This window comes from Alkanindiges hydrocarboniclasticus, assembly GCF_001982605.1.
GTDB classification, from domain to species: domain Bacteria; phylum Pseudomonadota; class Gammaproteobacteria; order Pseudomonadales; family Moraxellaceae; genus Alkanindiges; species Alkanindiges hydrocarboniclasticus.
Map to the genome: position 1 here is coordinate 1 of NZ_MLCN01000044.1, position 21,429 is coordinate 21,429.

Here is a 21,429-nt window from a genome sequence, read left to right on the forward strand (position 1 = left end):
TCAAAACTTCAAAACTTCAAAACTTCAAAACTTCAAAACTTCAAGGACCTGTGGTTAATAATTTTTAGCAAAAAAATCATATCAAGAAAGTTTTACAGAGAGTATCGAAGTTATAATAAATACAGATAGGGTGTCGCAAGTTGCGACACATTGTTTTGCATCAGTGTCGCAACTTGCGACACCCTATCAAAATGTTTTAAAAGACGGTATAAAGGATAGCTTAAATGAATTACGCCTTAATAAGGGATGAGCATAATGAGTGAGCTAAGCGAAACCAGGTGGATCGTTGTCGCTAACCATAAAGGTGGATGTGGAAAAACCACCACAGTAGTCAATCTTGCTGCTGAACTGGCTAGATTGGGCTTATCAGTACTCGTTGTTGATCTTGATCCCCAAGCTAATGCCAGTATGCATATTGGTAAGTTACATCCCAGTGAAGTTGAAGTGACCTGTGCTGAGCTGCTTGCTTCTGAAGTAGACAGATTGCCACAAGCTTTGCATGAAGACACGCATATTGAGGGTGTATCACTTATTTATGGTTCGCTTGCATTAGGTCGTGCTGAGGATAGCTTAAAAGAACATACCGCAAGACCTTCAGAAGAGTTAAAAGCAAAACTTGCACCCTTAGATGGATTGTATGACATTGTGCTGATTGATTGTCCGCCTTCATTGAAATTGCTTACTAGTAATGCTTTGTCACTGGCCACCCATTTAATTATCCCCATTGAATCAGGTTCCCAATATGGTCTATACGGCGTTACTGATCTTTTAAGACATGTTGATAAGATAAAGCGTATTAATCCAAAACTTGAATTTATGGGCGCGCTACTGATCAAGCATGATGAGCGGCAAACGGTATGTAAGCTGATAGAAACAGCGGCAAATGAGCAATTTGGTAAATTATTGCCAGTAAAAATACCTGTGAGTACGAAAGTTAATCAGGCCGCTATGGGCCAGATGAGTTTGCATAGTATCGATAAAAATGCACGAGTAGCAAAAGAGTTCAGAAAGCTAGCTGAATATGTAATTGAGTCATTGGGTCTAACAGCGATTGAGGGGAAATAGTACTAATGGCAAAAAATATAAAGGAAATGCTGGAAAAGAAATTAGCTGAAAATAGCATTCGTCATGCCGAAGCGCAGCAGGAAGCTGACTTCGACGCAGGCCGTCAATACATTAAATTGAATCTTGAATTGATTGATCCAAATCCCTATCAGCCGCGAAGTACTTTTGCACCTGATGAAATTCAAACACTAGCCGCTTCAATTAAAGAGTCTGGACTACTACAGCCTGTTTCCGTTAGGCAGGTCAATGACCGTTACCAGCTCATTGCAGGTGAACGCCGTTATCGTGCCCATCAGTTACTGAATAAATCAGCGATTGACGCGATTATCATTCCTGTATCAGATGAAGAAATGGGTGTACTTGCGCTAACCGAAAATATTGATCGTGAAGATTTATATGATTATGAAATTGGTAAGGCTTTGCGCAAGATTGAAACTTTATTTCCCAATAAAAAGAAACTGGCTGAATCTATAGGTCTCAACCGCCAAGACATGTACCGTTATTTTGCTTATGAAGAGTTACCTAGTGAAATTATAGAACGTCTTGATCTTAATCCTGCTTTGTTATCTCGGACTGCAGCAGTAAGCTTAAAGCGGGTTTTAAAAGAGTATGAATCTCCAAAATTGTCTTCTTTACTTCGTGAAGGATGGGATTTACTAGAACAAGGCTTACTGGAGCAAACCAAATTAGCAGATTGGATTATTGACCAATTGCATAAAAAGCCATCTTCTCCTCAACAAAAAAAACCTGATCCATCGCTTATCAAAGAGATTAGCCTTGCTGGCAAGAAAGTTGGATATTTGTCAAAAAATAGTAGGCAACTTGTAGTGAAGTTAAATGCAGTTTTATTTGATGATGAGCAGACTGATAAACTCCAATCTTATATTCAAAAAATTATTGAAGGTGAAGTGTAGCAACTTGCGACACTTTTTGTAATGATGGTTATTTATGCAAATCAGGTAATTCCATTGATGGTAAAGCCAATTTTGGGCATAATTCTGGCAACCAACACTGAAGTGAAAAGCGGAAGGCTAAAGCTGAGGTTCTATCACAGAAGGATTTTAATAACTATATGAAAGATCTTAATCAATATCAGTTAGAAGATCCTTCTAGTATTCGGAGTAGACGTCATGAAAAAAGATTAACCCTGTTACCAAGAGCTTTATCTAAGTCCATATAGTAGCACTGCTGCGTAAGCTTAACTAATAATGGAATATTATTTACTATCTTCATTGAGAATAAATCTGGAAAATCCATTTCGGCTTCCAAAAATGGATCCTTAGCTAAAATTCTGGATTAAACATGCGCTTTGTCCATTGATTCACGTGCGACCCTGATGAGACGATGTTCAATGCCATATTCAGCACAAACCCAATTAAAGATGTGCTTAAAGGCATAGTGATCATGGGTACAGTTCGTGAATTAGGTACCGTTAAACTACATACTTAAATCAACCTGATTTTTCATTATAATTTCTTTATTGTTCAGGTTTATAATTATTATTTTTAATATAATTTTAGTTAATATAAGATTCTAGGGTGTGTCATCAAATGAGCCAGATGATGGAAGACGCCAGATAGATGACTGACAGGAAATGTAGAGCCAGCTTATCATAGCGTGTGGCAATGCCCCGGTACTGCTTGAGCCTGGCAAAGAAGTTCTCAATTAAAGGACGTGTCTTGTACAAATGCTGGTCATAGCTGCGTGGTGCTTTGCAGTTAATTTTACTCGGTACCCGCTGTGTTCATGCAGGAGCACCCGACCAAGCTAATGCAGGTGATCGGCACACCGCAACCAAGCCCATTATCTAATGGTCGAATTGATTGGCCTTAAATACCTTGCAGCACATGGCAGCTATTTGTATGAAGGAAATGGCATACCGCATACCAGTGATGTCAATGAAACTTTGGCTGATGAGTTTTTACCGTATGATACCAACGGGCAGGCGTTTTATGACTGGTTTGATAATAATCGTGTGCATTAGCTATTTTTTGACCAAATCTTTGACATTTTCTTTGACATTTTCTTGCTATAAATTTGACTAAATGACTGTATTATAATAATAATGATTTGACATTTTCTTTGACATTTTCTTTGACAAAATGCCCGAACATTCTAAAGTATGGTTAGATGACACCACATTAAGAGTCATGACTTATAAGTCAGGCTCATTTGTTTTTCAGCTTGGTGTTGATCTAAAACAAAGCCAAGCGATGCTTGACCGTGTTAATGATGCTCAAAATCGCTTTAATAAAATGCCTAATCTTCCTCAAATCATTGACCAAATCCAAGAAAAAGTATTGGCCAGTAGTATTTATAGTACCAATACGATAGAAGGCGGCCAGTTTACTGAGCAAGAAACAGCGGCGATTTTAAGCCAAGACCCGAAAACCATCCAGAAAACAGAAGAACGGCGACTAACCAATCTTAAAGAAGCCATTGAGTGGATAAAAACCTCTAGCGCCAAGCAGTTAAGTCCTAATCAGGGAAAACCCTTTGAACTGTCCAGTGTCTTTAAATTGCATCGCCTTGTTTCTCAAAATTTGGATGAACAGCATAATCCAGCAGGACAATTAAGAAATAACCAGCCTACGCAAACCACGCTTGTGGGTAACAATGCACATGGTGGAGCGTACAGACCCCCCAAATGTATTGAGGATATTGAGTATTTAATCGAGGCATGGGTGGAGTGGCTCAATAGTCCACATATCATCAATCAGCCTGTCATTATTCGCGCCTGTTTAGCACATTATTATTTTGAGCTGATTCATCCATTTTGGGATGGTAATGGCCGTACAGGGCGTTTAGTTGAGATGTTCATTCTGGAGCAGTCAGGATACCGCTTTAGCTCATCGGCGGTCTGGTCATATTATCAAACCAATATTCATGAATATTTTGCCTTATTTAATGCGTGCCGAAAGCTCGCAGAAAAAAAACAGGTATATCCGAATCAGGCATTTATTGATTTTGTTTTGATGGGCATGTTTAACACCATTGAGCATCTACATGACATCAGTAACGATTTGATCACTTATCTGTTATATCAAAACCATTTAAATCATGCCAAATATAATAAGCTGATTTCAGACCGACAATTTAATTTGATTCACTTGTTAATCAAAATTATTGGCCAGCAGGGACGATTTTGCTCACAGGCAGAGTTATTAAGAAACTCTCAGGTAAGTATGCTTTATAACGGTAAAACAGAGCGTACCTTTTACCGCGATATTGCAAAACTGATTGAGCTTGGTTTTTTAAGTGAAAGCGATGGGCTAATCATTATGGGTCATTAAATGGCGAGTGCTGATCTTAGGTCTATTTTTATGGAGTTAATATACCTAAATCATTAGGTAAAAGCAAGTTTCACAACCATTCGGAAATGGTATAATGTTTTGATATTATTAATAAAATTGGCATAGCTATGGATTGCAACATATCAAAGTAAAATAGCCTGTAAAACTATCTTTTTAGCCTGTTGTATTTGGTTTAACCCTGATGTCCAGTCTTAACATGCATGGCGATTTCTAAGCTGCCTGCATGGCAGTGAACAGCTGTAAACTTCCTCTCAGCTATTTATCTGGCTTCAACAATGATTTGGCTTAATTGATGACATGCTCTAGTATGTCTGTATAGTAAATTTATATAAACGATTTAGATTATATTTAACTGGTTTAATAGAAAATATTAATAATAGCTACCGATTATTTTAACTTTCTAACCTGTTGCTTTAATAAGTCCAGTGCCTTTTGTTCCATGCCTCTGATAATAACAGTAAGATGTGGGGGAACTCGGACGGTAGTGGTTTGCCAGTCAATGGGCTAATTAACCTGAACATATTTGTCATAAATCTTGATTAGCACATCATTTAGCCACTGCCGGGTTTTGCTGAACTGATTGGCAACTTCGGTGGCTGGCAGGCCTTTGACCATAACCAGATAGCAGGCCTCTTTACGTTCTTCTGAAAAGTTGGTTAAAGCGGGCAGAAGTGCATCATATTGTTCTTGTGTCAGGATGCCCTGATAGCCTGATTTTTTCATCACGATACTGATTACATCGTTGGCAAAACTTTCGTTAACGAAAAAATGTAGGGATTCGTACTAATGATTTTAATTGTAGCCCATTTAGGCTACGATAAGACCATATACTTGTATGGATGCATACATTGAGGTCTTAGTTATGAACGCTAAAATGAATGTGGTAAGAGCACGGGTTGATGGTGATATCAAGCAAAGAGCTGAACTAGTATTGGATTCAATAGGTTTGAGCATGTCTGATGCAATCAGGATTTTTTTGCATCAGGTGATTGTCCGGCAGGAATTTCCGCTTGAACTCAAAGTCCCGAATGCGGTGACGCTCGCTGCCATGAATGCTCCTGTTGAACCGCAAACTTACTCATCAGCAAATGCACTATTTGATGAGGTAAATGATGCTGACGATCAGGACTAAAAAGCAGTTTAAAAAGGATTTAAAACGCGCGTTAAGTGATTCTAAAAAGGACACCAAGTTACTGCTGTACCTTATTGACGAGCATTTAATTAAAACAGGGACTGTCCCGCTGAATATAAATCACATCCCTTAGTTAGGAACTGGAAGGCCTACATGGAATGCCATGTGCAACCGGATTTCTTACTGATCTGGGATGTAGATTGAGACAATCAGGAATTGATTTTAGCCAGGTTTGGGTCATATGCTGACTTATTTTAATATACAGAAAAATGTAAAGAGGTAATAAATGGCTTCAACACGCTCCCCTGGCATGTTAGAGAGTTTTAGGAAATATGCACTGTAAATCGAAGGAAAATTTGAGGCAGATAAAAATAAAATAATGCAGGAATATGAAGACGCACTTGCTCACTTATCTCAAGAAGAACTAAGCGAAATTGAAGACTACTATGCCGATGACTATCAACACATTGAGGAGTTTCAGATAGGCCTTTATAGAAAGTCTACCCACATTACTGATTAAATCCCTGGACAGTGAGCAGATCAAAGCTGAAGGGGAGCGCTTAAGAAAAGTGCTGCACGACCACTAGGTTCTAATATTTGGCGTAACCAAGGATACAACCATGACAATTAGACGGTTATTTATTGCGGAAAAACCCGATCTGGCCAAGGCAATCCGTGATGGCCTGGGTGGTGGTAAAAGTCAGGATGGCTATTTTCAGTGTGGACAGGATGCCGTGACCTGGTGTTTTGGCCACATGTTGCAACTGTGCGATCCTGAAGATTATGACGCCAAATATAAAAAGTGGAACATGGCCGACTTGCCGTTCTCGCATGTACCCTGGAAGAAAAAAGTCGCTAGTGATAAAAAAGACCAGGTTAAAAAAATCATGGCCTTGCTCAAGCAGGCGCGGGAAGTGGTGCATGCCGGTGATCCTGATGATGAAGGCCAGCTCTTGATTGATGAGCTGCTGGAATTTGCCAAATGTACCCTGCCGGTGAAACGGGTACTGATTAATGACAATAATTTAAAAGTGGTACAAAAGGCGCTGGCCAACCTGCGCGATAACCAGGAATTTGCCCCATTGTCTGCGGCGGCGGAAGCCCGTTCGGTTGGCGACCAGCTCTATGGCTATAACCTGACCCGTGCCTATACCCTAAAAGCCCAGAATCAGGGTCATCAGGGGGTGTTAAGTGTTGGACGGGTACAAACTCCCATTTTGGGGCTGGTGGTGCGCCGCTGCCGCTTAAACGCCAGTCACCAGAAAAGTTTTTACTATAGCGTAACCGGTGATTTTGATATTCAGGGTTTAAACTTTAACGGCCGCTATCTGGTCAAAGATACTGATACGGTGGACGAAAAAAAACGCTTGCTTGATGAAGCACAGGCCAAGCAGATTGCCAAAGATGCTACTGGCCACACAGCGATTTTAGCCAGTGTTAAAACTGAAGCCAAACAAACCCCGCCACCCTTACCTTATAACCTGCTTAAACTGCAAACCGATGCGTCGCGCAAGTTTGGCATGAAGCCAGACCAGGTGAAAACCATTACCCAGAACCTGCGCGAGAAATATAAGCTGATTACCTATAACCGGTCAGACTGCGAGTATTTAAGTGATGAGCAGCATGGGGATGTGCCGGGTGTTTTGGCAGCCATTGGCCAGACTGCCCCGGTTTTTGCCAACCTGATTGGCAAATCAGATCCAAGCATCAAAAGCCGGGCATTTAACAGTGCCAAGGTATCGGCGCACCATGCAATCATTCCCACTGAAGCAACGGCCGACTTAAATAAATTGACTGATGCAGAACAGAAAATCTATTTGCTGATTGCCAGGGCATATATTGCCCAGTTTTTCCCCAATTACTGCTATGACCGTACCGATATCCTCATCAATGTGGGCAAGCACCAGTTTACCGCCTCTGCGGAAGTGCCAACCCGGATGGGCTGGAAAGTATTATATAAAAATGACCAGGACAATGAGGATTTGGCCCAGGATGACCATATCCTGGCCTGTGACCTGCGTACCTTAAAACAGCATGATCAAGGGCAGTGCATCAAGGCCATTGCAGAAAAGAAGGAAACCAAGCCACCCGCACTGTATACGATAGCCACGCTGCTAAGCGATTTAACCCGTGTGGCCAAGTACGTCAAGGATGAGCGACTGCGTAAAACCCTGGTTGATAAAGATAAGGACAAGCAGGGCGAGCATGGGGGCATTGGGACACCAGCCACCCGTGACAGTATTATTAAAACCCTGTTTGATCGTGGCTTTTTAGCCGAACAAGGCAAAAGCATTGTCAGTACACCAATTGGGGAAAAACTCTATGACGCACTGCCGGATCAGGCCAAGTACCCTGATATGACCGCGATCTGGCATGAACAGCAAAAAGCATTAAAGACCAAACAGGATGTAGTGGGTTTTGTGCAAAACTTGATGTCTTATATTGGCCGGGAAGTGGAGAGTGTCAAGCAAAGTGGTTCTGTAAAATTGGCGGATTCGGTCCCATGCCCAAAATGCACCAAGCCCATGAACCGCATTGCCATACCCGGCAAACAGGCCTTTTGGGGCTGTAGTGACCGCGCAGGCTGTAAAACTACTCTACCGGATGCGGGTGGCAAGCCGGGGCAGCCAAAGCCTAAAGCGGCGGTATCAGCACAATTTAAGTGTCAGGCCTGCGGTAATGGCCTGATCCGGCGTACCGGCAAAAAAGGCAAGAAGGCCTATGCGTTCTGGGGCTGCTCTGGCTATCCAGCCTGCAAACAGTCCTATGAGGATAAGCTCGGCAAACCGGTGATTGCAGGTACACCGGATGACAAGAATTTTTCCTTTAATCCGGTTCCTGATCCGACCCATCTGGTTTAGGACTGGATATTGCAATGAAATTACCTGAGCAATATCAGTTGGCACAACACCTGATGGGCAATCGTCGCAGGCTGCGCTGGATTTATCCTGACTATAAGCGCGGTATGGCTGAATGTATGGCATTGGCGCTGGAAGCCCGGCTTTTGCCGGTGGATGATACAGAAGCAATCCAGAAGGCTATTATCTACCATCAAAAGCGCTATGCAGAAGACCAACAATTATTTAAAACCAAGTTTAATCATCCATTGAGTATTGCCGATACTTTATGTAAAGCAAAGGATTGAGCAATGACCCAAAAGCAAAGCCAGATTCTCAGCACCGCCTTAACCCTGTTTCACCAGTATGGGTTTAGCCGTACCGGAGTGGACAAGATCATCAGTACCTCAAACGTGGCCAAGATGACTTTTTATAAATACTTCCCGTCCAAGACCAGCTTGATTGAGGACTGCCTTAAAGAAGAAAGCCTGCTGATCCAGAATGACTTAACCCACCGTATGAACCGGGTCTCTGGCCAAGCGGAAAAGCTCAAGGCATTTTTTCAGTGGCATGTGGAATTTAGCAGCTCGCATCACTTTAATGGTTGCCTGTTTAATAAGGCGACTTTTGAATGCGATGATGAGTATGGCTCCATTTTTAAAATCATTCACCGGCATAAGCACTGGAAGCTTGAACTGGTTAAAAATCTGTTGATGGAATTGCAGGTCAGTGACCCGGCAACTCTGGCGCATTTACTGGTGAATATGGCTGAAGGGATGCTGGTCAATGCCCGATTTAAAACAATGGATTATCTGAATGGCTGGACAGTGATTGAAAATCTGATGAGTAGTCACCGGGTTGGTTTATCTGCCTAATGAGATTTATGCTCATGTTTAGAGAATTTGAATTTTGCTTTATCGGCTAAGCAGCCAGGCATGGGCTGCTTGAAATGACAAGATTGAACTAGCGTTAGATTTTCAATCATTGATTACTTTTTGATATGATGACTAAACGCTTTTTGTAGGTAAAGCAAAATACCAATATGCTTTAAAAATTAGCTTTTCTTTTGATACTTTTGAAGTATGAGACAGTCAAAGTATGTAAATATTTTTATAATAAAGGTTAAACAAATTCCTGCTTTTTCAATAAAAAAGATAGAAGAGGGGAGAATTTTATTGGCTAATTCACTTTGATTATTTCACAAAAACCGATCTCATTGAGCTTTTGCTCATGCTCTAGGTCATACAGATAAACCATATTGGTGGTATGTTCAAAGGTTTTCTTTAAGGCCACATGCATGAATTTTGGGAGCTTAAGCTCCTGCCATAGTTTTTCATATCCAGATGTAATTCGGTGGATGTATAACTCCTCTTTCAGGTAAGCAGGTTCACTATCAATAGAAAAGGTGACATTGGGATTATCCCTAACCAACAGATGAATAATCATTTTTTCCCTCCTGAAAACCAATTATCTATCATAAAAAAAATCATCAACAATAATAGGAACTTTTAGTAATTTTACTTTAAATTTTTTAATACCATTGATTAGATATTCTGTTGATTTGGACTTTTAGAATGGCCAGCAAATTACTACAATATACTGTTGCTCAACAGCAAACCTTACCTCATGAATACATTAAATAAGTGCGGGCATGGTGGGAATTATTTCCCCCAAACCCGTTCAAGTCTTAAGATAATGAGTGTTTAGAGGGCAAAAGGGTTCTTAACCTGCTTTGTCATATCTTGATTGTTTATAAGTGCTTCTAATTTTACTGCTTTAGTAATTTTCAGTAGGGATGATAGATATCTCTATTGACTGATATCTTGATATTGAGATTTAAAAATCAAAATGCCGTCAAGTTAATAGGCATTAACAAGACTTTCCAGTGGAATATTTAACCCGGCATTAAGTTTTCTAATCATGGGCAGCGTTAGACGACGTTTCTTGCTCAATACCTCAGAAACCCGGCCGCTGCCGCCAATAAATGGCTCTAGATCCTTGGGCTGTAAACCTTGTTGTTCCATACGAAATTTAATTGCTTCAACGGGATTAGAGGGCTTAATTGGGAAATGCTCATCTTCGTATTTCTCTACCAACAGGCTTAATATTTCCAGCTCATTGCCCTCTGGGGTATCTATGGGTGCTCCCCATAATTCCTCAATACGCGCTAAAGCAGCACTTAGCTCGTCATGACTACGAATAGGCTTAAGATTCATCATATATTCTCCGCATCGAGGTTATCATACTGAGTATGTGTACCAACAAACTTGATAAAGCCCATTTGTCGTTCAAGATCAAAGGCGACAATTAAGCGATATTTGTTGCCACCAATATTAAAAACAATACGACCACCTTTTAAGATACTGGCTGTGCCAAAAACTTCCTTAATCGCTTGTGGCGTTGCATAACTGGCCTTTTCAAAGTGCCTATACCACTCGGTTAAAGGCGTTTCAGAATCTGCGTAAGCTGGACTACTTTCCCAAAATGCAACTAATCTGCTTTTTGCCAATATACGCATATCTTGATCTCTGCTCTATTGAGTTATAATACTCCCAAAATGGGAGTTATGCAAATGGTCTATTAGTTGTTGGCTTAAACTCGGCCTGTCGTAAATGGAATAATGTTTTAACGATAAGTACCTAAAAGAAAAGCCCAGATTATGAACTGGGCTTTTTTATCATTCAATATTGGGTAAGCCAACGCTGGCAGTATTAACCTCATGCCATTCACAGTACCCGTGACTGGTATCATTCTGGGTTCCATTAGCTTGAGTTCACAGCGGATATGTTCTTCAGTCAGCATATTATTGGCTTTAAGCTGGCCAGCATTTAGGTCACTTAAGGGAATATAAAATAAAATTCCTTCTTGTATAAGTATTAATGGTGGTAAGGATAAAAATGATAAAGCGACCAGAATCGCAGATGAACAATCAATAGGTGCTGATGTAAACAAATGTATAATAATAGTATTGAGTTATTAGCAATGTAATTACTTTATTCAGGATTTTGATGCCACAACCGACCAGATTCTCATATGCCAGTAGCTCTACTGCATTACCTTCTACTATTAAAAATCATCTGGTTAGCATGACCCGGGATGCCGAGAGTAATAATGCTCGTGGCATCATGGCGGGTATTCTGGTTTACGGCAATGATAACTTTTTTCACTGTCTTGAAGCGCCTGCATCAACGATTGACCGGGTCTATCGGCAAGCGGTTTCCAATCCATTAGATGAGAAATTTAAATTATTAAAACGTGAGCTGATCACTGAGCGGTATTTTACGGGCTGGGAAATTATATATTTTGTACGGGAAGAAGCACTGCAACAGTTTTTCGTTAAGCACTATGGCGAGAATGGTTTTGACCCATACTTGCTAGAAGGCAGCCAGCTTGATGAGTTCATTGCATTACTGGCAGGTTTGGCACCTCAGCGTTTTGCTGTAAAGGCGCATCGTACAGAAGTAAGTGAACTCTCCCACAGTGCCGGCCGTCTCGGAAGTGTATATTATCTCGCTGGCTTTATGCTCATCGCCGCACTAATCATTCTTGGGTTGATATTTGGATTAAACCAATACCTGGGCTTAAATGGATTTTCAATCATGTATCAACAATAAACCATAGGCATGACTGGCTGGAACCGGCTTGCTTGCCAGTCAACTTATCTAGTCATTAAGATAGTAAAGTTTTTAGAAATAATTAATCATTAGACAGTGACATTCATCCGTTACCTGTCCTTATTTATCCTGTAGCGTTTAGCTTTTAAATTGACCGCCACAGGCAATCAGTATGTCTAGTGAAAAGCCCCCCGATCTGGATAGCCATAATATTCAACTTGAGTTTAAATATCGCTTTAAGATCAAGGGATATAAAGAAACTCTGGGGCAGGGAACGATCATCGTGAGTCATCAATCAACTGATAACGATGTGAAACAGGCGGTTAATGACTACGTCTTAAAAAAGATCATTGAGTTTTTACGGGGTAAGCCAATTGATATCAATAAAGATTTCTCTATTGATAGTAGTGTTAAAATTATCAATGCCTTTAAGGTAGGGGAGCGTATCACCAAGCCCGGTGAGCCTGCCAGTCAAGCAAGGCAAATAGCCTGCAATCAATATGGGTTGGTGTTAATTAAGGTCGCCTGGCTGTTACTCATGTTTTTGGCAGTCGTATAAACTCTAAAATAATCTTAATTGTTAAAAACATAAAAAGGAATCTTATAAAAATGAAACCTGTTTATACCTTAATTTTGCTGGCTTTCTCTACGCCTGTTCTGGCGACCTTACCACCTTTTACCCCGCAAAGTTTAGAAGCCTATAAAGAAACGAGATATCAACAAGCTCGACATGATCAGATGTCCCGCCTCAGGGTAAATCTGGCAGTTTCCAGTAATAATGATTGGGGGAAGATTAATGTCTCCAATTTCACTTTATGTTCTACCAATAAATGCTGGAAAGTCGATGTAAATAAGCACGTGCCGGTTGTCAATAGTAGTACAACCAGGGGACAGTTAATTGCTGATGTACTCATGCCGAATAACACGAAAATTAAACAAGTTTTCTTTGAATCAACGACAGGAAGACAGTCAATCCAGGGTAAATTGAAATTTGAAAAAGCCTTAAATATTGATCCTGAGTATCAGGGACAAAATCTATATATCGTCCTGGATAAACTGAGTAATGGAAATGGTTTTTTTCGGTACTTTCCAGTGGCTACTACCGCGCTGCCTTTTAACCCTAAAATTAAATATTATTTAATTGACCCTAAGTTCGATCAGCAAATTAATTTAAGTAGTAAAACCTCAATTACTTTTCCAGCAAATTTTTTACCGCATCCTCAACTATTTTTTATTGCTGAACATTATGTCGGTGATCGATTTCCAATGCTGGATATCTATCCATATATCAGTGGCAAAGGCAATCTTAAAATTAAGTTGGCCGAAGTAGGTAAGGGCTTGAGCACTACGGCCAGTCATCAGGCAATTGCATCAATAAATTATGCGGAGATTCTTTCACCCAATACGCGTGTATTTAGGGCAAGGGACAGTACCAATATCACTGGCAAGCAGTCACCCTGACTGTAGTCCCAGCATGTTTGGAATCAATACTTAAATTAAAACATTGACTTATAAATCCTGCTTAAATCAGGAGTACTCTATTTACTGGCTTAAACGAAAAATTATTTTAACCCTTTTACATTTCAAAACAATAATTACATCTTTATGTGATTTATGGGACAACTAATGACCTGTACAACCGTTCACCTTACGTGGTTTCTTGTTATTTAGGCAGGGCAAAGGTGGTATGGCAAAACTAGCTCAAGTAACACTGATAAGCCTGTGCTATGGCCTGCTAGTCGCTTGCCAGAAGCCCACAGCAGGACAGCCTGATCCACCAAATACACCAGCGCCTCACAGCACGACTAAGCCCACCACACCCGTGCATGTGGCGACCTCAATGATGCCGCAACTCATCGTCGGTGAACCATTAAAGGATGTCGGGATACTGGAGCTGGGAGCGGATCAATGCTTATATCTTAAACTGGATAATGGCCAAACCATCCTGCCTATTATCACTGGGGCTTACCGTACCCCTGAACAAATCAAGTCCCGCTATATGCCACTGATTGGCCAGCGGGTTAATGCTGCTGTTGAGCGAAGTGATATTAATTTGGCAAGCCCGCACTTTTCAGCGATTAGCCCCGGCTGGGTCAATGCATCACCTCAATCGAAATGTAACGTAAAAGCGGCCATTCCTCGCCTGTATTATCATTCACTGATTACAGGTGAACCTGTGGCAGCAAACCAGGTGATTGAGCCTGACGATAGCAATAAGGTGCTCAAACCGAGCAATCCATCCCGGCCAGTCAGTAGTAATCAAATGCCGTATCTGGCGTTTTATAATCAATCGACCTATCACCCTGACAATACACTGACCGAACATGGAAAGTTAGTGGTAAAAGACCACTGCCTATATCTTAAGCTTAAAAATGGAACGCTGGCTTTACCTATTTTTTATACCCAGCACACGTATTGGCAGGATAACAGCTACAGCTTACGGGCAAGTGGTCATAACTGGGGACTAAACCAGTTCTATCAGTTTAAAGTGCAGAAGCACTGGGATAACCAGCCAGTCAGCAAAAGATTAAGGGATGAGCTGGGAATGATTGTTGGCCCTCATGAAAGCTGCCAGCAAAATGAAGTGCGCTACATCTATGCCATGCAATAGACGTCATGCTATAGATAATTTTTTTAGCAAAACGATGGCCAGCCTTGAAAAATACCAATCAGGCGCCACATATAATTATGTGACATGGGTCACATAATTAATCAATTCTTAGTGAGTGTTAATAAGTCAAGAGAGCGAGGTTTTACCAATGGATGAGATTAATCAGATCATTAAAAGTGCATCGGCGGCCACCCCATTAAATATTTCTGTGATTTGTTCCCAAAACAAAGCCTTTTATTTAAAACATCCAAAAATGGTACAGCGGCTACCTAGAGAAGAACGGGCTTACTGGTACTGGTTCTTAAAGAATCATTAATCGCTGAGCCTAAGTAAATTCAAATTACTAAAAATGATCGAAGCGATATAGCTAATCTAATCTAGTTATATCGCTGAACGATCTCTAATTTAGTTGTTTAGCATAAAAATCCTGCCTTTAAATCAAACCCGATTTTTTCCTAAGGTTTTGAGAGAATTTATTTAACCAAGTTTTTATTGATGTCTATAGCCATAAGGCTGCTATTGATTAAGAAATATCAGGGCTTTTAAACGCATTATTTAAAGCCCTGTTTGCATAGCCTGATTTATTTTTTCGTGCTGCTCGCCCCCTGGTTTATTTTTTGCTGCCGTTTAATTCCAATCTGTTGGATACGCTTGACCTGACGTGCCGCAAGCGCCGGAAAAGCATTGGCCACTTTGGCAACTACACCGCGCATCGGCGGCAGGATAACTTCCAGTGGTTTATCTTTTAGTGCTTCTAAAATGGCATCGACAACTTCCTGCGTGGTCAGCGCGCGTGAACCTGAAAAGGTCAATGCGGCCTGTTCCTTATCCTTTTGTTGATCCAGCATGGGGGTTTGTACCGCATCAGGACAAATAGTGGTCACACTAATCCCATGCTCAGCCAGTTCCATGGCCGCTGCCAATGAAAAGCCACGTACTGCAAACTTGCTGGCACTGTACAAGGATAATCCCGGCACAGGCGATAAAGCAGCCAGCGAAGCAATATTAATAATATGCCCCTGTTTTTGTCTGATCAGGGTAGGCAAAACGGCTTGCATGCCAAAAATAGTGCCTTTGACATTGATGTCAAAATGAAAATTGACATCTACTTCGGTAATATCGCTCACCCAGTTTTCACGCAACACACCCGCCACATTGCACAATACATCAATGCGCTGCCACTGTTGCAGGACACAATTAATGACGCTATTCCATTCGCTCGTACTACGTACATCCAGCTTTTGTAATATTAACTGTTCGGAATTAGCACTCTGACGCAGTTTTTCTAATGAATGAGCGTCAATATCACAGGCACAGACCAGTTCCTTTCGAGCAAGCAATTGCTGAGCCAGTGCAAAGCCAATTCCTGAGGCAGCACCGGTAACAATAAAAACTTTATCCATAATGCAGTTTCCTGTTTTTTTTAATGTTTATTGGGTGGTTAATGTCAGTTTGCCAAATTCCAGGTCGCCCATACGAACAGTAGGTTTGGTGCCAGGAAATAACCAGTAGCCATCAGATTCCGAAGATAACGCCATATTAAAAAAGCGCTCATCCTTGGGCCAGGGGCCAGCCACCGATTTTTCCTGAATCATGGACAGGTATTGATCATTACCACATTCCAGGGTATTGCCATTAATGATGATTTCTGCCTGAGTGCGCTTGGCAAAACTGGCAAGGCCTGGAATTTTAGAGTGGATGGGGGCATAGGAATCCATACTGACGCCATTTTCCGAAGTGACCAGCAGACCCTGATCGGTATGCGCCACAATGGAATGATTGCCTTCGGTATGGCCTTTGGTGCGCATGATGGCAACCGAACCATCGCCCAGAAACACGCTGTCATCCAGTAGTTCCACGCGGCTTTCATCAATGCCTGCAATGCCGCTTGGGCAATACCACTGGTTTTGCCACGGCAGTAATGACAATGTACCTTCCCATTCTTCACGCATCACCAGCAATTTGGCGTTGGGGAAAATAGCGGCCTGACCTTGACCGCCCAGCCATCGGGTTACATTCTGGGTATGCAGGTGATCATAAGTAATATAATCAATGTCCTCAGGATGTAAGCCAAGCTGTTGTAAGGCATTCAAAACAGTGTTGGTTCCTTTGACAATCAGTTTTTCCATTTGGTTGGAAAATGGGCCGGCGCTTTGATCCAACTGGGCAAAAAATGGCGTTTCGCGCTGGTTTTCCCAGTCTGACGGACTAACCAGCAGGGTTTTAACACCCTCATTGCTATCAAACTGAATGACAAACAACTTATTGCATAAATGAATAAATGGTGTGGGTAATGCAAACGCATTCAGGTAGCCATATTTGGCCGGATAGGGAACGCGGATTAATTCAATCGACTTATAAAAACGCACTTTGGGCTTGGCCAGCATGGTTTTACGAAAATCCTTGGCGGCTTCACGGATATTGTCAATGCGTTCCAGTGGCCGCAGTGCATTACGGGTATCATTAAAGTGGTAAAATGGCGTCAATATGCTCATGGCCTTGTCCTTGTGAAATATCTGTTATTGGCGTGGCAAGAACAGGGGTGAGCTTGCCGCTAGATCATCAAATGCAATATAAATTGGGAAAGGTTTCTTGTCAAATTTAAAAGATACACCAGCAGCACCGGTTGCCAAGCGGATATATGCCAAAAAGGATGCAGAAGTTCGGGTTCAGGAACGGCGGGAACGTCTGTTGAATGCAGCGTTAGAGCTGTTTGCAACCCAAGGCTATTCCAATACCACCATTGAGGCCTTGTGTAGTGAAGCCAAAGTGACTACCCGAAATTTTTATCAGGCTTTTAGCGGGCGTGAAGCCGTACTAATGGCGTTGTACAACCAGATGATGGAGGAGTTAAATGCTACCTTACTGGAGGCAATGCAGGCTGAAACCGGTAGTCTGCGTGAGAAGATGAAACAGGTAGTTCAGGCCTTGGTAAACCACTATTTAACCGATACCCGCCGGGCACAGGTGGGGGTGCTTGAAGTAGTTGGCGCCAGCCCGGCAATAGAGCGGCGGCGACGTGAGGTTATTCATGGTATTGCCGTACATCTTGAGCTGTTTTTACACAGCATGGCGCAGCAACAGCAAATCCCGCAGCGTAATTATCGCTGGCTGGCCATTGCGATTGTGGGAGGAATGAACGAACTGATGGCAGAGTGGCTGATGAATCAGGAATTAAGCCTTGATCAATTGACTGAAGAGATGCTGGTGACGGTTGGCGCCTTACTGAATGGAATTTCTCATGGTCATTTACATTCCAGGCTGTAGCTTTACCACAGGATGATGTTTTAATGTTGGGTTTTATACTAAGTATCCTACTGAGCTATTAGTTATCAACATGTATTAAAAGCCTTAAAACAGCAAATCGATAAACTGACTATTGATGGCTATTGAGTTTGCAGGCGCATCATGTCAACCCGCGCAATTATTTTGGTCAAGCCTCATTTTACGTCTTAAAATAATCTTAGGTACAAGAAGATAAGCCAGAAAACGATTGATCCTAATAAAATTTTATAAAAAAATGCCGTTGTTGATAGTTATGATACTATTTACAAATAATACGGAAAAATGGAATTTTTTATGAAAGCAATGATCGCTGCTGTTTTATTGTCATTGAGTGCTTCAATGAGTTATGCCAGCGAAGCAAATATTGAAGGGGTATGGCGTACTGTTGATGACAAGACTGGCTATGCGCTTGCTCATATCAGCATTGAGAAACAGGCGAATGACACCTATATAGGAACCATTATTGAGCAGTTCCCATTTCCTGGGCAGCCCTTAATTCTGCTGTGCCAGAAATGTCCAAAACCTTACACGGATCAGCCCATTAAAAACTTGCAAGTATTTAAGGGTTTAATCAATGATGTCAAACAACCTGATAATTATAAACATGGAAAAATTATTGATCCTTTAACTGGCAAAATCTATGGCATGAAAGCAAAGCTAAGTAGCAATGGTAAAAAATTGCGGATTCGTGGTTACATTGGAACTTCGGTAATTGGTCGCAGTCAAACCTGGTTACGTAAAGAGTAGATTTTTGCCTGTTAGTGCATGACAAAGAGAATAGCGCTATTAAACGTGCCTAACTAATACTTTGTCATTGCACAATAGCAATCCATTTAGCTCCTATAGCTAGGCGATGTCATTTATGATCGGTTGCATCTTATGGGTCATCATAATAAGTCCTTATACACTGGTAAAATTTGATCGTTTGTCGATGCTGAACAGCAATACAAGTAAGTTTTTATACCTCATCGTCTCTCTCATGTCGTGAAGTGCTTTGATTAATATAAATTTTAAGGTAATACCACCACTAATGATTAGATCAACAGACAATGTATTTAGGTCTTCGCTAGCCATGCTAACTGAGGTAAAGCATGAAATTGACAACAGTGAATTTATGAACTGTGGTCCACGGCTGGATGTGGTTTTTCAATGCATAAATGTTTCTATTGAGCATAGCCTGGGCGTGAATTCACTGATGGCAGCAGACTTACCCATTCCTGCAATGGTAGTGCTTAGGGCGCAGTATGAAGCTGTCACGAGAGCATACTGGCTTCTTTATATCGCAACAAATAATCAGATAATGAAAATCAATTTTAACTGGACCAATGAGGAACAATGGTTAAGTGATAAATTTCCCATGATTACTGAAATGCTTGATAAGTTAAGTAAGGCAGATTTACCCGCTAAAGGAAATATTCAGCATTTGGTGGAGTTTAAAAAATATCATCTTAAAGCATTAAATTCTTTGGTTCATACGGGAAAGCATGCATTTATAAGAAGCAGTTTAGGTTTTGATCCCAGTATGATAGATACGTTGATGCGGCAATCTAATAATTTGGTCAGCGCCGCAGTACATATTATGTTTAAGCATTCAATTCCTGATAAGCAACACTTTTTATTAGGTTTGCATGAAAAATATAGAGAGTGTTTTTATATGGAGCAAGATGTTGATCCTAATATGAAAGCAACAATAGACGCCCGTTTTAAGTAACGTCAAATAGAGTCAGTTTAAATTTTAGGGAGTATTTTTAAAGTGCAGACACCTAAGTTATTTATTTCCTATAGTTGGTCATCACCTGATCATGAAGAGTGGGTAGATAAACTGGCCCAGGAGTTAGTCAGTGTTGGGGTTGATGTCACGCTCGATAAATGGGAACTAAGAGAAGGCCATGATATTTATGCCTTTATGGAACAGATAGAACGAGATTCTGCTACCACTAAAGTCATTATGATTTGTGACTGGAAATACAAGGAAAGGGCAGATAGCCGTGAAAAAGGCGTCGGTGTTGAAACTCAGATTATTTCAAGACAAGTTTATGAGTCTACAAATCAAACAAAATATGTGGCAGTCTTAAGTGAGTTAGATGATCAAGGCCAGCCTTTTCTGCCAATCTACTATAAAGGCAGAATATATATAGATTTGAGCAATGAGGAAACCTATAGTGAAAATTTTAAACAATTGGTTCACTGGGTCTATGATAAACCTTTAAAGGTAAAGCCCCCTCTAGGCAAGCCACCAGCTTATATACTGGAAGAAAATCCCACAGTGTTAGGTACTGAGGTTGCTGCCCGGCGCTGTAAAGATGCAATAAAGACTGGCAAGCCCTATGCATCAGGTGCACTAAGTGAATATTTTCAAACCTTATATCAAAACCTGGAACGGTTCTGGATACAGGACATTGAACTCAAGGAAGGGAAAACACGAGAAGAGATCATATTCAATCATATTGAAGAGTTTTTACCTTACCGGGATGAAGCCCTTAGCGTCTTTGAAGTCATGGCCATTTATGGAAATTCTCAAGAAAATGCCCAAGTACTTTATAAGTTTTTTGAGAATTTGACTCACTATTTTGTACCCAGAAAACCGGAAGGTGGCACATATAGTTATACGGATTTGGACTTTGATTTTTATAAATTTATCACTTATGAACTGGTTCTATATGCAATCGCAATTTTTATAAATCATGAAAAGTTTGAGGCGGCTTCAGTAATTTTAAATCATCGTTACTATGTTGAAACAACCAATTCCGGTGGGCGTAAAGTAGCTTTAAATATTGCCGCATTAAACCAGTTTGCGGATTCATTGGGCAAGTATTATCAGTTAAATGATGGCCCAAGATATCATTCCCCAACGGGAGCACTAATTAAAACACGTTTGAACACACAGATTGCTAGTATTGATCAATTGGCTCAAGCTGATTTTATTGCCTTTTTAATTCCTGAATTAACTAAGAAGACAGGTGATTATGATTGGATTAACTGGTTTCCAAAGGTGGCAATCTATTACACCAATCGACGTAGCCCTCACGAGATTTTTGCAAGAGCTGCATCTAAAAGTTATTTTGATAGAATCAAGACTTTGTTTTTAGTGGAAAATAAACAAGACCTTGAGCCATTGTTTACTTATTTCAAAACCTATCCTGATGTGCTGCCACGTGTTGGGGACTGGGGTAGGTTGAATGTCTTTGATCTAAGCAATTATGAGAAATTGGCGACTGAACGGTAGGACTATGAGCCTGACTGGCACCCAAATCAAGTTCGATGAATGAATTGACATATATTAGATCTCTTGCATAAATCAATTTTTGACCAGCTCGATATTATAAATAGCAGCAATCAAATTAAAGCGTAATCCCATGCGTTTACGTCGATTGCGGTAGCGCTCTGCAAGAATTTTAAACCGCTTTAACTTGCCAATCACATGCTCAATCCTAATGCGACGTCGGCTGATCTCAGTATTAAGCCATTTTTGCAACGCAACTAAAGGTCTTTTCTTACTGGCTTTAAATGGCATTAAGTAAGGAATATTTAGTCGCTTTAAACCTTGATAACCTTTATCAGTCAATAAAAA

The 21,429-nt window shown here is 40.9% G+C and carries 23 protein-coding genes and 3 pseudogenes; 18 read left to right on the forward strand and 8 right to left on the reverse strand.

The window, feature by feature from the left end; translation table 11 throughout:
* Positions 1–255 precede the first annotated feature (255 nt).
* From BKE30_RS13875 to BKE30_RS16600, 3 genes and pseudogenes are all read left to right on the forward strand, one after another.
* Positions 256–1,065, forward strand: coding sequence for a ParA family protein (locus BKE30_RS13875; RefSeq protein WP_076879195.1), 810 nt, complete (start codon positions 256–258; stop codon positions 1,063–1,065).
* 5 nt (positions 1,066–1,070) lie between these two features.
* The gene (locus BKE30_RS13880) at positions 1,071–1,979 is read left to right on the forward strand and encodes a ParB/RepB/Spo0J family partition protein (protein ID WP_076879177.1); all 909 of its coding nucleotides are present in this window, start codon (positions 1,071–1,073) and stop codon (positions 1,977–1,979) included.
* 119 nt (positions 1,980–2,098) lie between these two features.
* Positions 2,099–2,245, forward strand: a pseudogene (locus tag BKE30_RS16600) (GH-E family nuclease); the annotation flags it as partial.
* Positions 2,246–2,611: 366 nt separating this feature from the next.
* Here the strand turns inward: BKE30_RS16600 and BKE30_RS13890 are convergent.
* Positions 2,612–2,761: pseudogene (locus tag BKE30_RS13890) on the reverse strand (transposase); the annotation flags it as partial.
* 114 nt (positions 2,762–2,875) lie between these two features.
* On the opposite strand from BKE30_RS13890, the gene BKE30_RS16085 reads away from it, so the two are divergent.
* Both BKE30_RS16085 and BKE30_RS13895 read left to right on the forward strand, forming a co-directional pair.
* Positions 2,876–3,049, forward strand: a complete 174-nt coding sequence (locus tag BKE30_RS16085; RefSeq protein ID WP_158073197.1) for a hypothetical protein — start codon at positions 2,876–2,878, stop codon at positions 3,047–3,049.
* A 118-nt stretch (positions 3,050–3,167) separates the two neighbouring features.
* Positions 3,168–4,358: a Fic family protein gene (locus BKE30_RS13895; protein ID WP_076879178.1), complete on the forward strand. Its 1,191-nt coding sequence runs from the start codon at positions 3,168–3,170 to the stop codon at positions 4,356–4,358.
* Positions 4,359–4,883: 525 nt separating this feature from the next.
* Here BKE30_RS13895 and BKE30_RS13900 read toward each other — a convergent pair.
* On the reverse strand, positions 4,884–5,105 hold the full coding sequence (locus tag BKE30_RS13900; protein ID WP_143253766.1) for a hypothetical protein: 222 nt from the start codon (positions 5,103–5,105) through the stop codon (positions 4,884–4,886).
* Between the two features lie 148 nt (positions 5,106–5,253).
* Here BKE30_RS13900 and BKE30_RS13905 point away from each other — a divergent pair, with 148 nt between their 5' ends.
* From BKE30_RS13905 to BKE30_RS13925, 5 genes and pseudogenes are all read left to right on the forward strand, one after another.
* Positions 5,254–5,511: a type II toxin-antitoxin system RelB/DinJ family antitoxin gene (locus BKE30_RS13905; RefSeq protein WP_198938089.1), complete on the forward strand. Its 258-nt coding sequence runs from the start codon at positions 5,254–5,256 to the stop codon at positions 5,509–5,511.
* Positions 5,512–5,658: 147 nt separating this feature from the next.
* A pseudogene (locus tag BKE30_RS16500) lies at positions 5,659–5,715 on the forward strand (type II toxin-antitoxin system YafQ family toxin); the annotation flags it as partial.
* Positions 5,716–6,131: 416 nt separating this feature from the next.
* Complete coding sequence (locus BKE30_RS13915) at positions 6,132–8,372, forward strand: DNA topoisomerase 3 (protein WP_076879180.1); 2,241 nt, start codon at positions 6,132–6,134, stop codon at positions 8,370–8,372.
* A 14-nt stretch (positions 8,373–8,386) separates the two neighbouring features.
* Positions 8,387–8,656, forward strand: a complete 270-nt coding sequence (locus BKE30_RS13920) for a hypothetical protein (protein WP_076879181.1) — start codon at positions 8,387–8,389, stop codon at positions 8,654–8,656.
* A gap of 3 nt (positions 8,657–8,659) precedes the next feature.
* Positions 8,660–9,223: a TetR/AcrR family transcriptional regulator gene (locus BKE30_RS13925; protein ID WP_076879182.1), complete on the forward strand. Its 564-nt coding sequence runs from the start codon at positions 8,660–8,662 to the stop codon at positions 9,221–9,223.
* Positions 9,224–9,527: 304 nt separating this feature from the next.
* Here the strand turns inward: BKE30_RS13925 and BKE30_RS13930 are convergent, their stop codons facing one another.
* The 3 genes from BKE30_RS13930 to BKE30_RS13940 form a co-directional block, all read right to left on the reverse strand.
* Positions 9,528–9,794 carry a hypothetical protein gene (locus BKE30_RS13930; protein ID WP_076879183.1) on the reverse strand — a complete coding sequence of 89 codons (267 nt, stop codon included), beginning with the start codon at positions 9,792–9,794 and terminating at the stop codon, positions 9,528–9,530.
* 413 nt (positions 9,795–10,207) lie between these two features.
* Positions 10,208–10,567 carry a helix-turn-helix domain-containing protein gene (locus tag BKE30_RS13935; protein WP_240687815.1) on the reverse strand — a complete coding sequence of 120 codons (360 nt, stop codon included), beginning with the start codon at positions 10,565–10,567 and terminating at the stop codon, positions 10,208–10,210.
* A complete protein-coding gene (locus BKE30_RS13940) occupies positions 10,564–10,866 on the reverse strand; it encodes a type II toxin-antitoxin system HigB family toxin (protein WP_076879184.1) in 303 nt (100 codons plus the stop codon). The genes BKE30_RS13935 and BKE30_RS13940 overlap by 4 nt, the downstream gene beginning before the upstream one ends.
* A gap of 490 nt (positions 10,867–11,356) precedes the next feature.
* On the opposite strand from BKE30_RS13940, the gene BKE30_RS13945 reads away from it, so the two are divergent.
* From BKE30_RS13945 to BKE30_RS13960, 4 genes are all read left to right on the forward strand, one after another.
* The gene (locus BKE30_RS13945) at positions 11,357–11,962 is read left to right on the forward strand and encodes a BLUF domain-containing protein (RefSeq protein WP_076879185.1); all 606 of its coding nucleotides are present in this window, start codon (positions 11,357–11,359) and stop codon (positions 11,960–11,962) included.
* A gap of 172 nt (positions 11,963–12,134) precedes the next feature.
* A complete protein-coding gene (locus BKE30_RS13950) occupies positions 12,135–12,521 on the forward strand; it encodes a hypothetical protein (protein ID WP_076879186.1) in 387 nt (128 codons plus the stop codon).
* Positions 12,522–12,571: 50 nt separating this feature from the next.
* Positions 12,572–13,423 (forward strand): hypothetical protein, encoded by an 852-nt coding sequence (locus BKE30_RS13955; RefSeq protein WP_076879187.1) that lies wholly within the window; start codon positions 12,572–12,574, stop codon positions 13,421–13,423.
* 226 nt (positions 13,424–13,649) lie between these two features.
* The gene (locus tag BKE30_RS13960; RefSeq protein WP_143253768.1) at positions 13,650–14,573 is read left to right on the forward strand and encodes a hypothetical protein; all 924 of its coding nucleotides are present in this window, start codon (positions 13,650–13,652) and stop codon (positions 14,571–14,573) included.
* A gap of 581 nt (positions 14,574–15,154) precedes the next feature.
* Here the strand turns inward: BKE30_RS13960 and BKE30_RS13965 are convergent.
* Complete coding sequence (locus BKE30_RS13965) at positions 15,155–15,976, reverse strand: SDR family NAD(P)-dependent oxidoreductase (RefSeq protein WP_076879189.1); 822 nt, start codon at positions 15,974–15,976, stop codon at positions 15,155–15,157.
* A 27-nt stretch (positions 15,977–16,003) separates the two neighbouring features.
* Positions 16,004–17,068, reverse strand: coding sequence for an MBL fold metallo-hydrolase (locus BKE30_RS13970; protein WP_076879190.1), 1,065 nt, complete (start codon positions 17,066–17,068; stop codon positions 16,004–16,006).
* Positions 17,069–17,165: 97 nt separating this feature from the next.
* Between BKE30_RS13970 and BKE30_RS13975 the strand changes: the two genes are divergently transcribed.
* The 4 genes from BKE30_RS13975 (at position 17,166) to BKE30_RS13990 (ending at position 21,084) form a co-directional block, all read left to right on the forward strand.
* Positions 17,166–17,840, forward strand: coding sequence for a TetR/AcrR family transcriptional regulator (locus BKE30_RS13975; RefSeq protein WP_076879191.1), 675 nt, complete (start codon positions 17,166–17,168; stop codon positions 17,838–17,840).
* A gap of 312 nt (positions 17,841–18,152) precedes the next feature.
* Complete coding sequence (locus tag BKE30_RS13980; protein WP_076879192.1) at positions 18,153–18,605, forward strand: DUF2147 domain-containing protein; 453 nt, start codon at positions 18,153–18,155, stop codon at positions 18,603–18,605.
* A 325-nt stretch (positions 18,606–18,930) separates the two neighbouring features.
* Positions 18,931–19,569: a DUF6988 family protein gene (locus BKE30_RS16225; protein WP_227518414.1), complete on the forward strand. Its 639-nt coding sequence runs from the start codon at positions 18,931–18,933 to the stop codon at positions 19,567–19,569.
* A gap of 42 nt (positions 19,570–19,611) precedes the next feature.
* Positions 19,612–21,084, forward strand: a complete 1,473-nt coding sequence (locus BKE30_RS13990; protein ID WP_076879193.1) for a TIR domain-containing protein — start codon at positions 19,612–19,614, stop codon at positions 21,082–21,084.
* A gap of 72 nt (positions 21,085–21,156) precedes the next feature.
* Here the strand turns inward: BKE30_RS13990 and BKE30_RS16415 are convergent.
* A partial coding sequence (locus BKE30_RS16415) for an IS5/IS1182 family transposase (protein WP_076879194.1) occupies positions 21,157–21,429 on the reverse strand: 273 nt, incomplete at its 5' end.

Excerpts from the sequence above, each read along its gene's own strand:
- BKE30_RS13875 (WP_076879195.1), top strand. The coding sequence starts at position 256 with ATGAGTGAGCTAAGCGAAACCAGGTGGATCGTTGTCGCTAACCATAAA.
- BKE30_RS13880 (WP_076879177.1), top strand. The coding sequence starts at position 1,071 with ATGGCAAAAAATATAAAGGAAATGCTGGAAAAGAAATTAGCTGAAAAT.
- BKE30_RS16085 (WP_158073197.1), top strand. The coding sequence starts at position 2,876 with ATGGTCGAATTGATTGGCCTTAAATACCTTGCAGCACATGGCAGCTAT.
- BKE30_RS13895 (WP_076879178.1), top strand. The coding sequence starts at position 3,168 with ATGCCCGAACATTCTAAAGTATGGTTAGATGACACCACATTAAGAGTC.
- BKE30_RS13905 (WP_198938089.1), top strand. The coding sequence starts at position 5,254 with ATGAATGTGGTAAGAGCACGGGTTGATGGTGATATCAAGCAAAGAGCT.
- BKE30_RS13915 (WP_076879180.1), top strand. The coding sequence starts at position 6,132 with ATGACAATTAGACGGTTATTTATTGCGGAAAAACCCGATCTGGCCAAG.
- BKE30_RS13920 (WP_076879181.1), top strand. The coding sequence starts at position 8,387 with ATGAAATTACCTGAGCAATATCAGTTGGCACAACACCTGATGGGCAAT.
- BKE30_RS13925 (WP_076879182.1), top strand. The coding sequence starts at position 8,660 with ATGACCCAAAAGCAAAGCCAGATTCTCAGCACCGCCTTAACCCTGTTT.
- BKE30_RS13930 (WP_076879183.1), bottom strand. The coding sequence starts at position 9,794 with ATGATTATTCATCTGTTGGTTAGGGATAATCCCAATGTCACCTTTTCT.
- BKE30_RS13935 (WP_240687815.1), bottom strand. The coding sequence starts at position 10,567 with ATGATGAATCTTAAGCCTATTCGTAGTCATGACGAGCTAAGTGCTGCT.
- BKE30_RS13940 (WP_076879184.1), bottom strand. The coding sequence starts at position 10,866 with ATGCGTATATTGGCAAAAAGCAGATTAGTTGCATTTTGGGAAAGTAGT.
- BKE30_RS13945 (WP_076879185.1), top strand. The coding sequence starts at position 11,357 with ATGCCACAACCGACCAGATTCTCATATGCCAGTAGCTCTACTGCATTA.
- BKE30_RS13950 (WP_076879186.1), top strand. The coding sequence starts at position 12,135 with ATGTCTAGTGAAAAGCCCCCCGATCTGGATAGCCATAATATTCAACTT.
- BKE30_RS13955 (WP_076879187.1), top strand. The coding sequence starts at position 12,572 with ATGAAACCTGTTTATACCTTAATTTTGCTGGCTTTCTCTACGCCTGTT.
- BKE30_RS13960 (WP_143253768.1), top strand. The coding sequence starts at position 13,650 with ATGGCAAAACTAGCTCAAGTAACACTGATAAGCCTGTGCTATGGCCTG.
- BKE30_RS13965 (WP_076879189.1), bottom strand. The coding sequence starts at position 15,976 with ATGGATAAAGTTTTTATTGTTACCGGTGCTGCCTCAGGAATTGGCTTT.
- BKE30_RS13970 (WP_076879190.1), bottom strand. The coding sequence starts at position 17,068 with ATGAGCATATTGACGCCATTTTACCACTTTAATGATACCCGTAATGCA.
- BKE30_RS13980 (WP_076879192.1), top strand. The coding sequence starts at position 18,153 with ATGAAAGCAATGATCGCTGCTGTTTTATTGTCATTGAGTGCTTCAATG.
- BKE30_RS16225 (WP_227518414.1), top strand. The coding sequence starts at position 18,931 with ATGCTAACTGAGGTAAAGCATGAAATTGACAACAGTGAATTTATGAAC.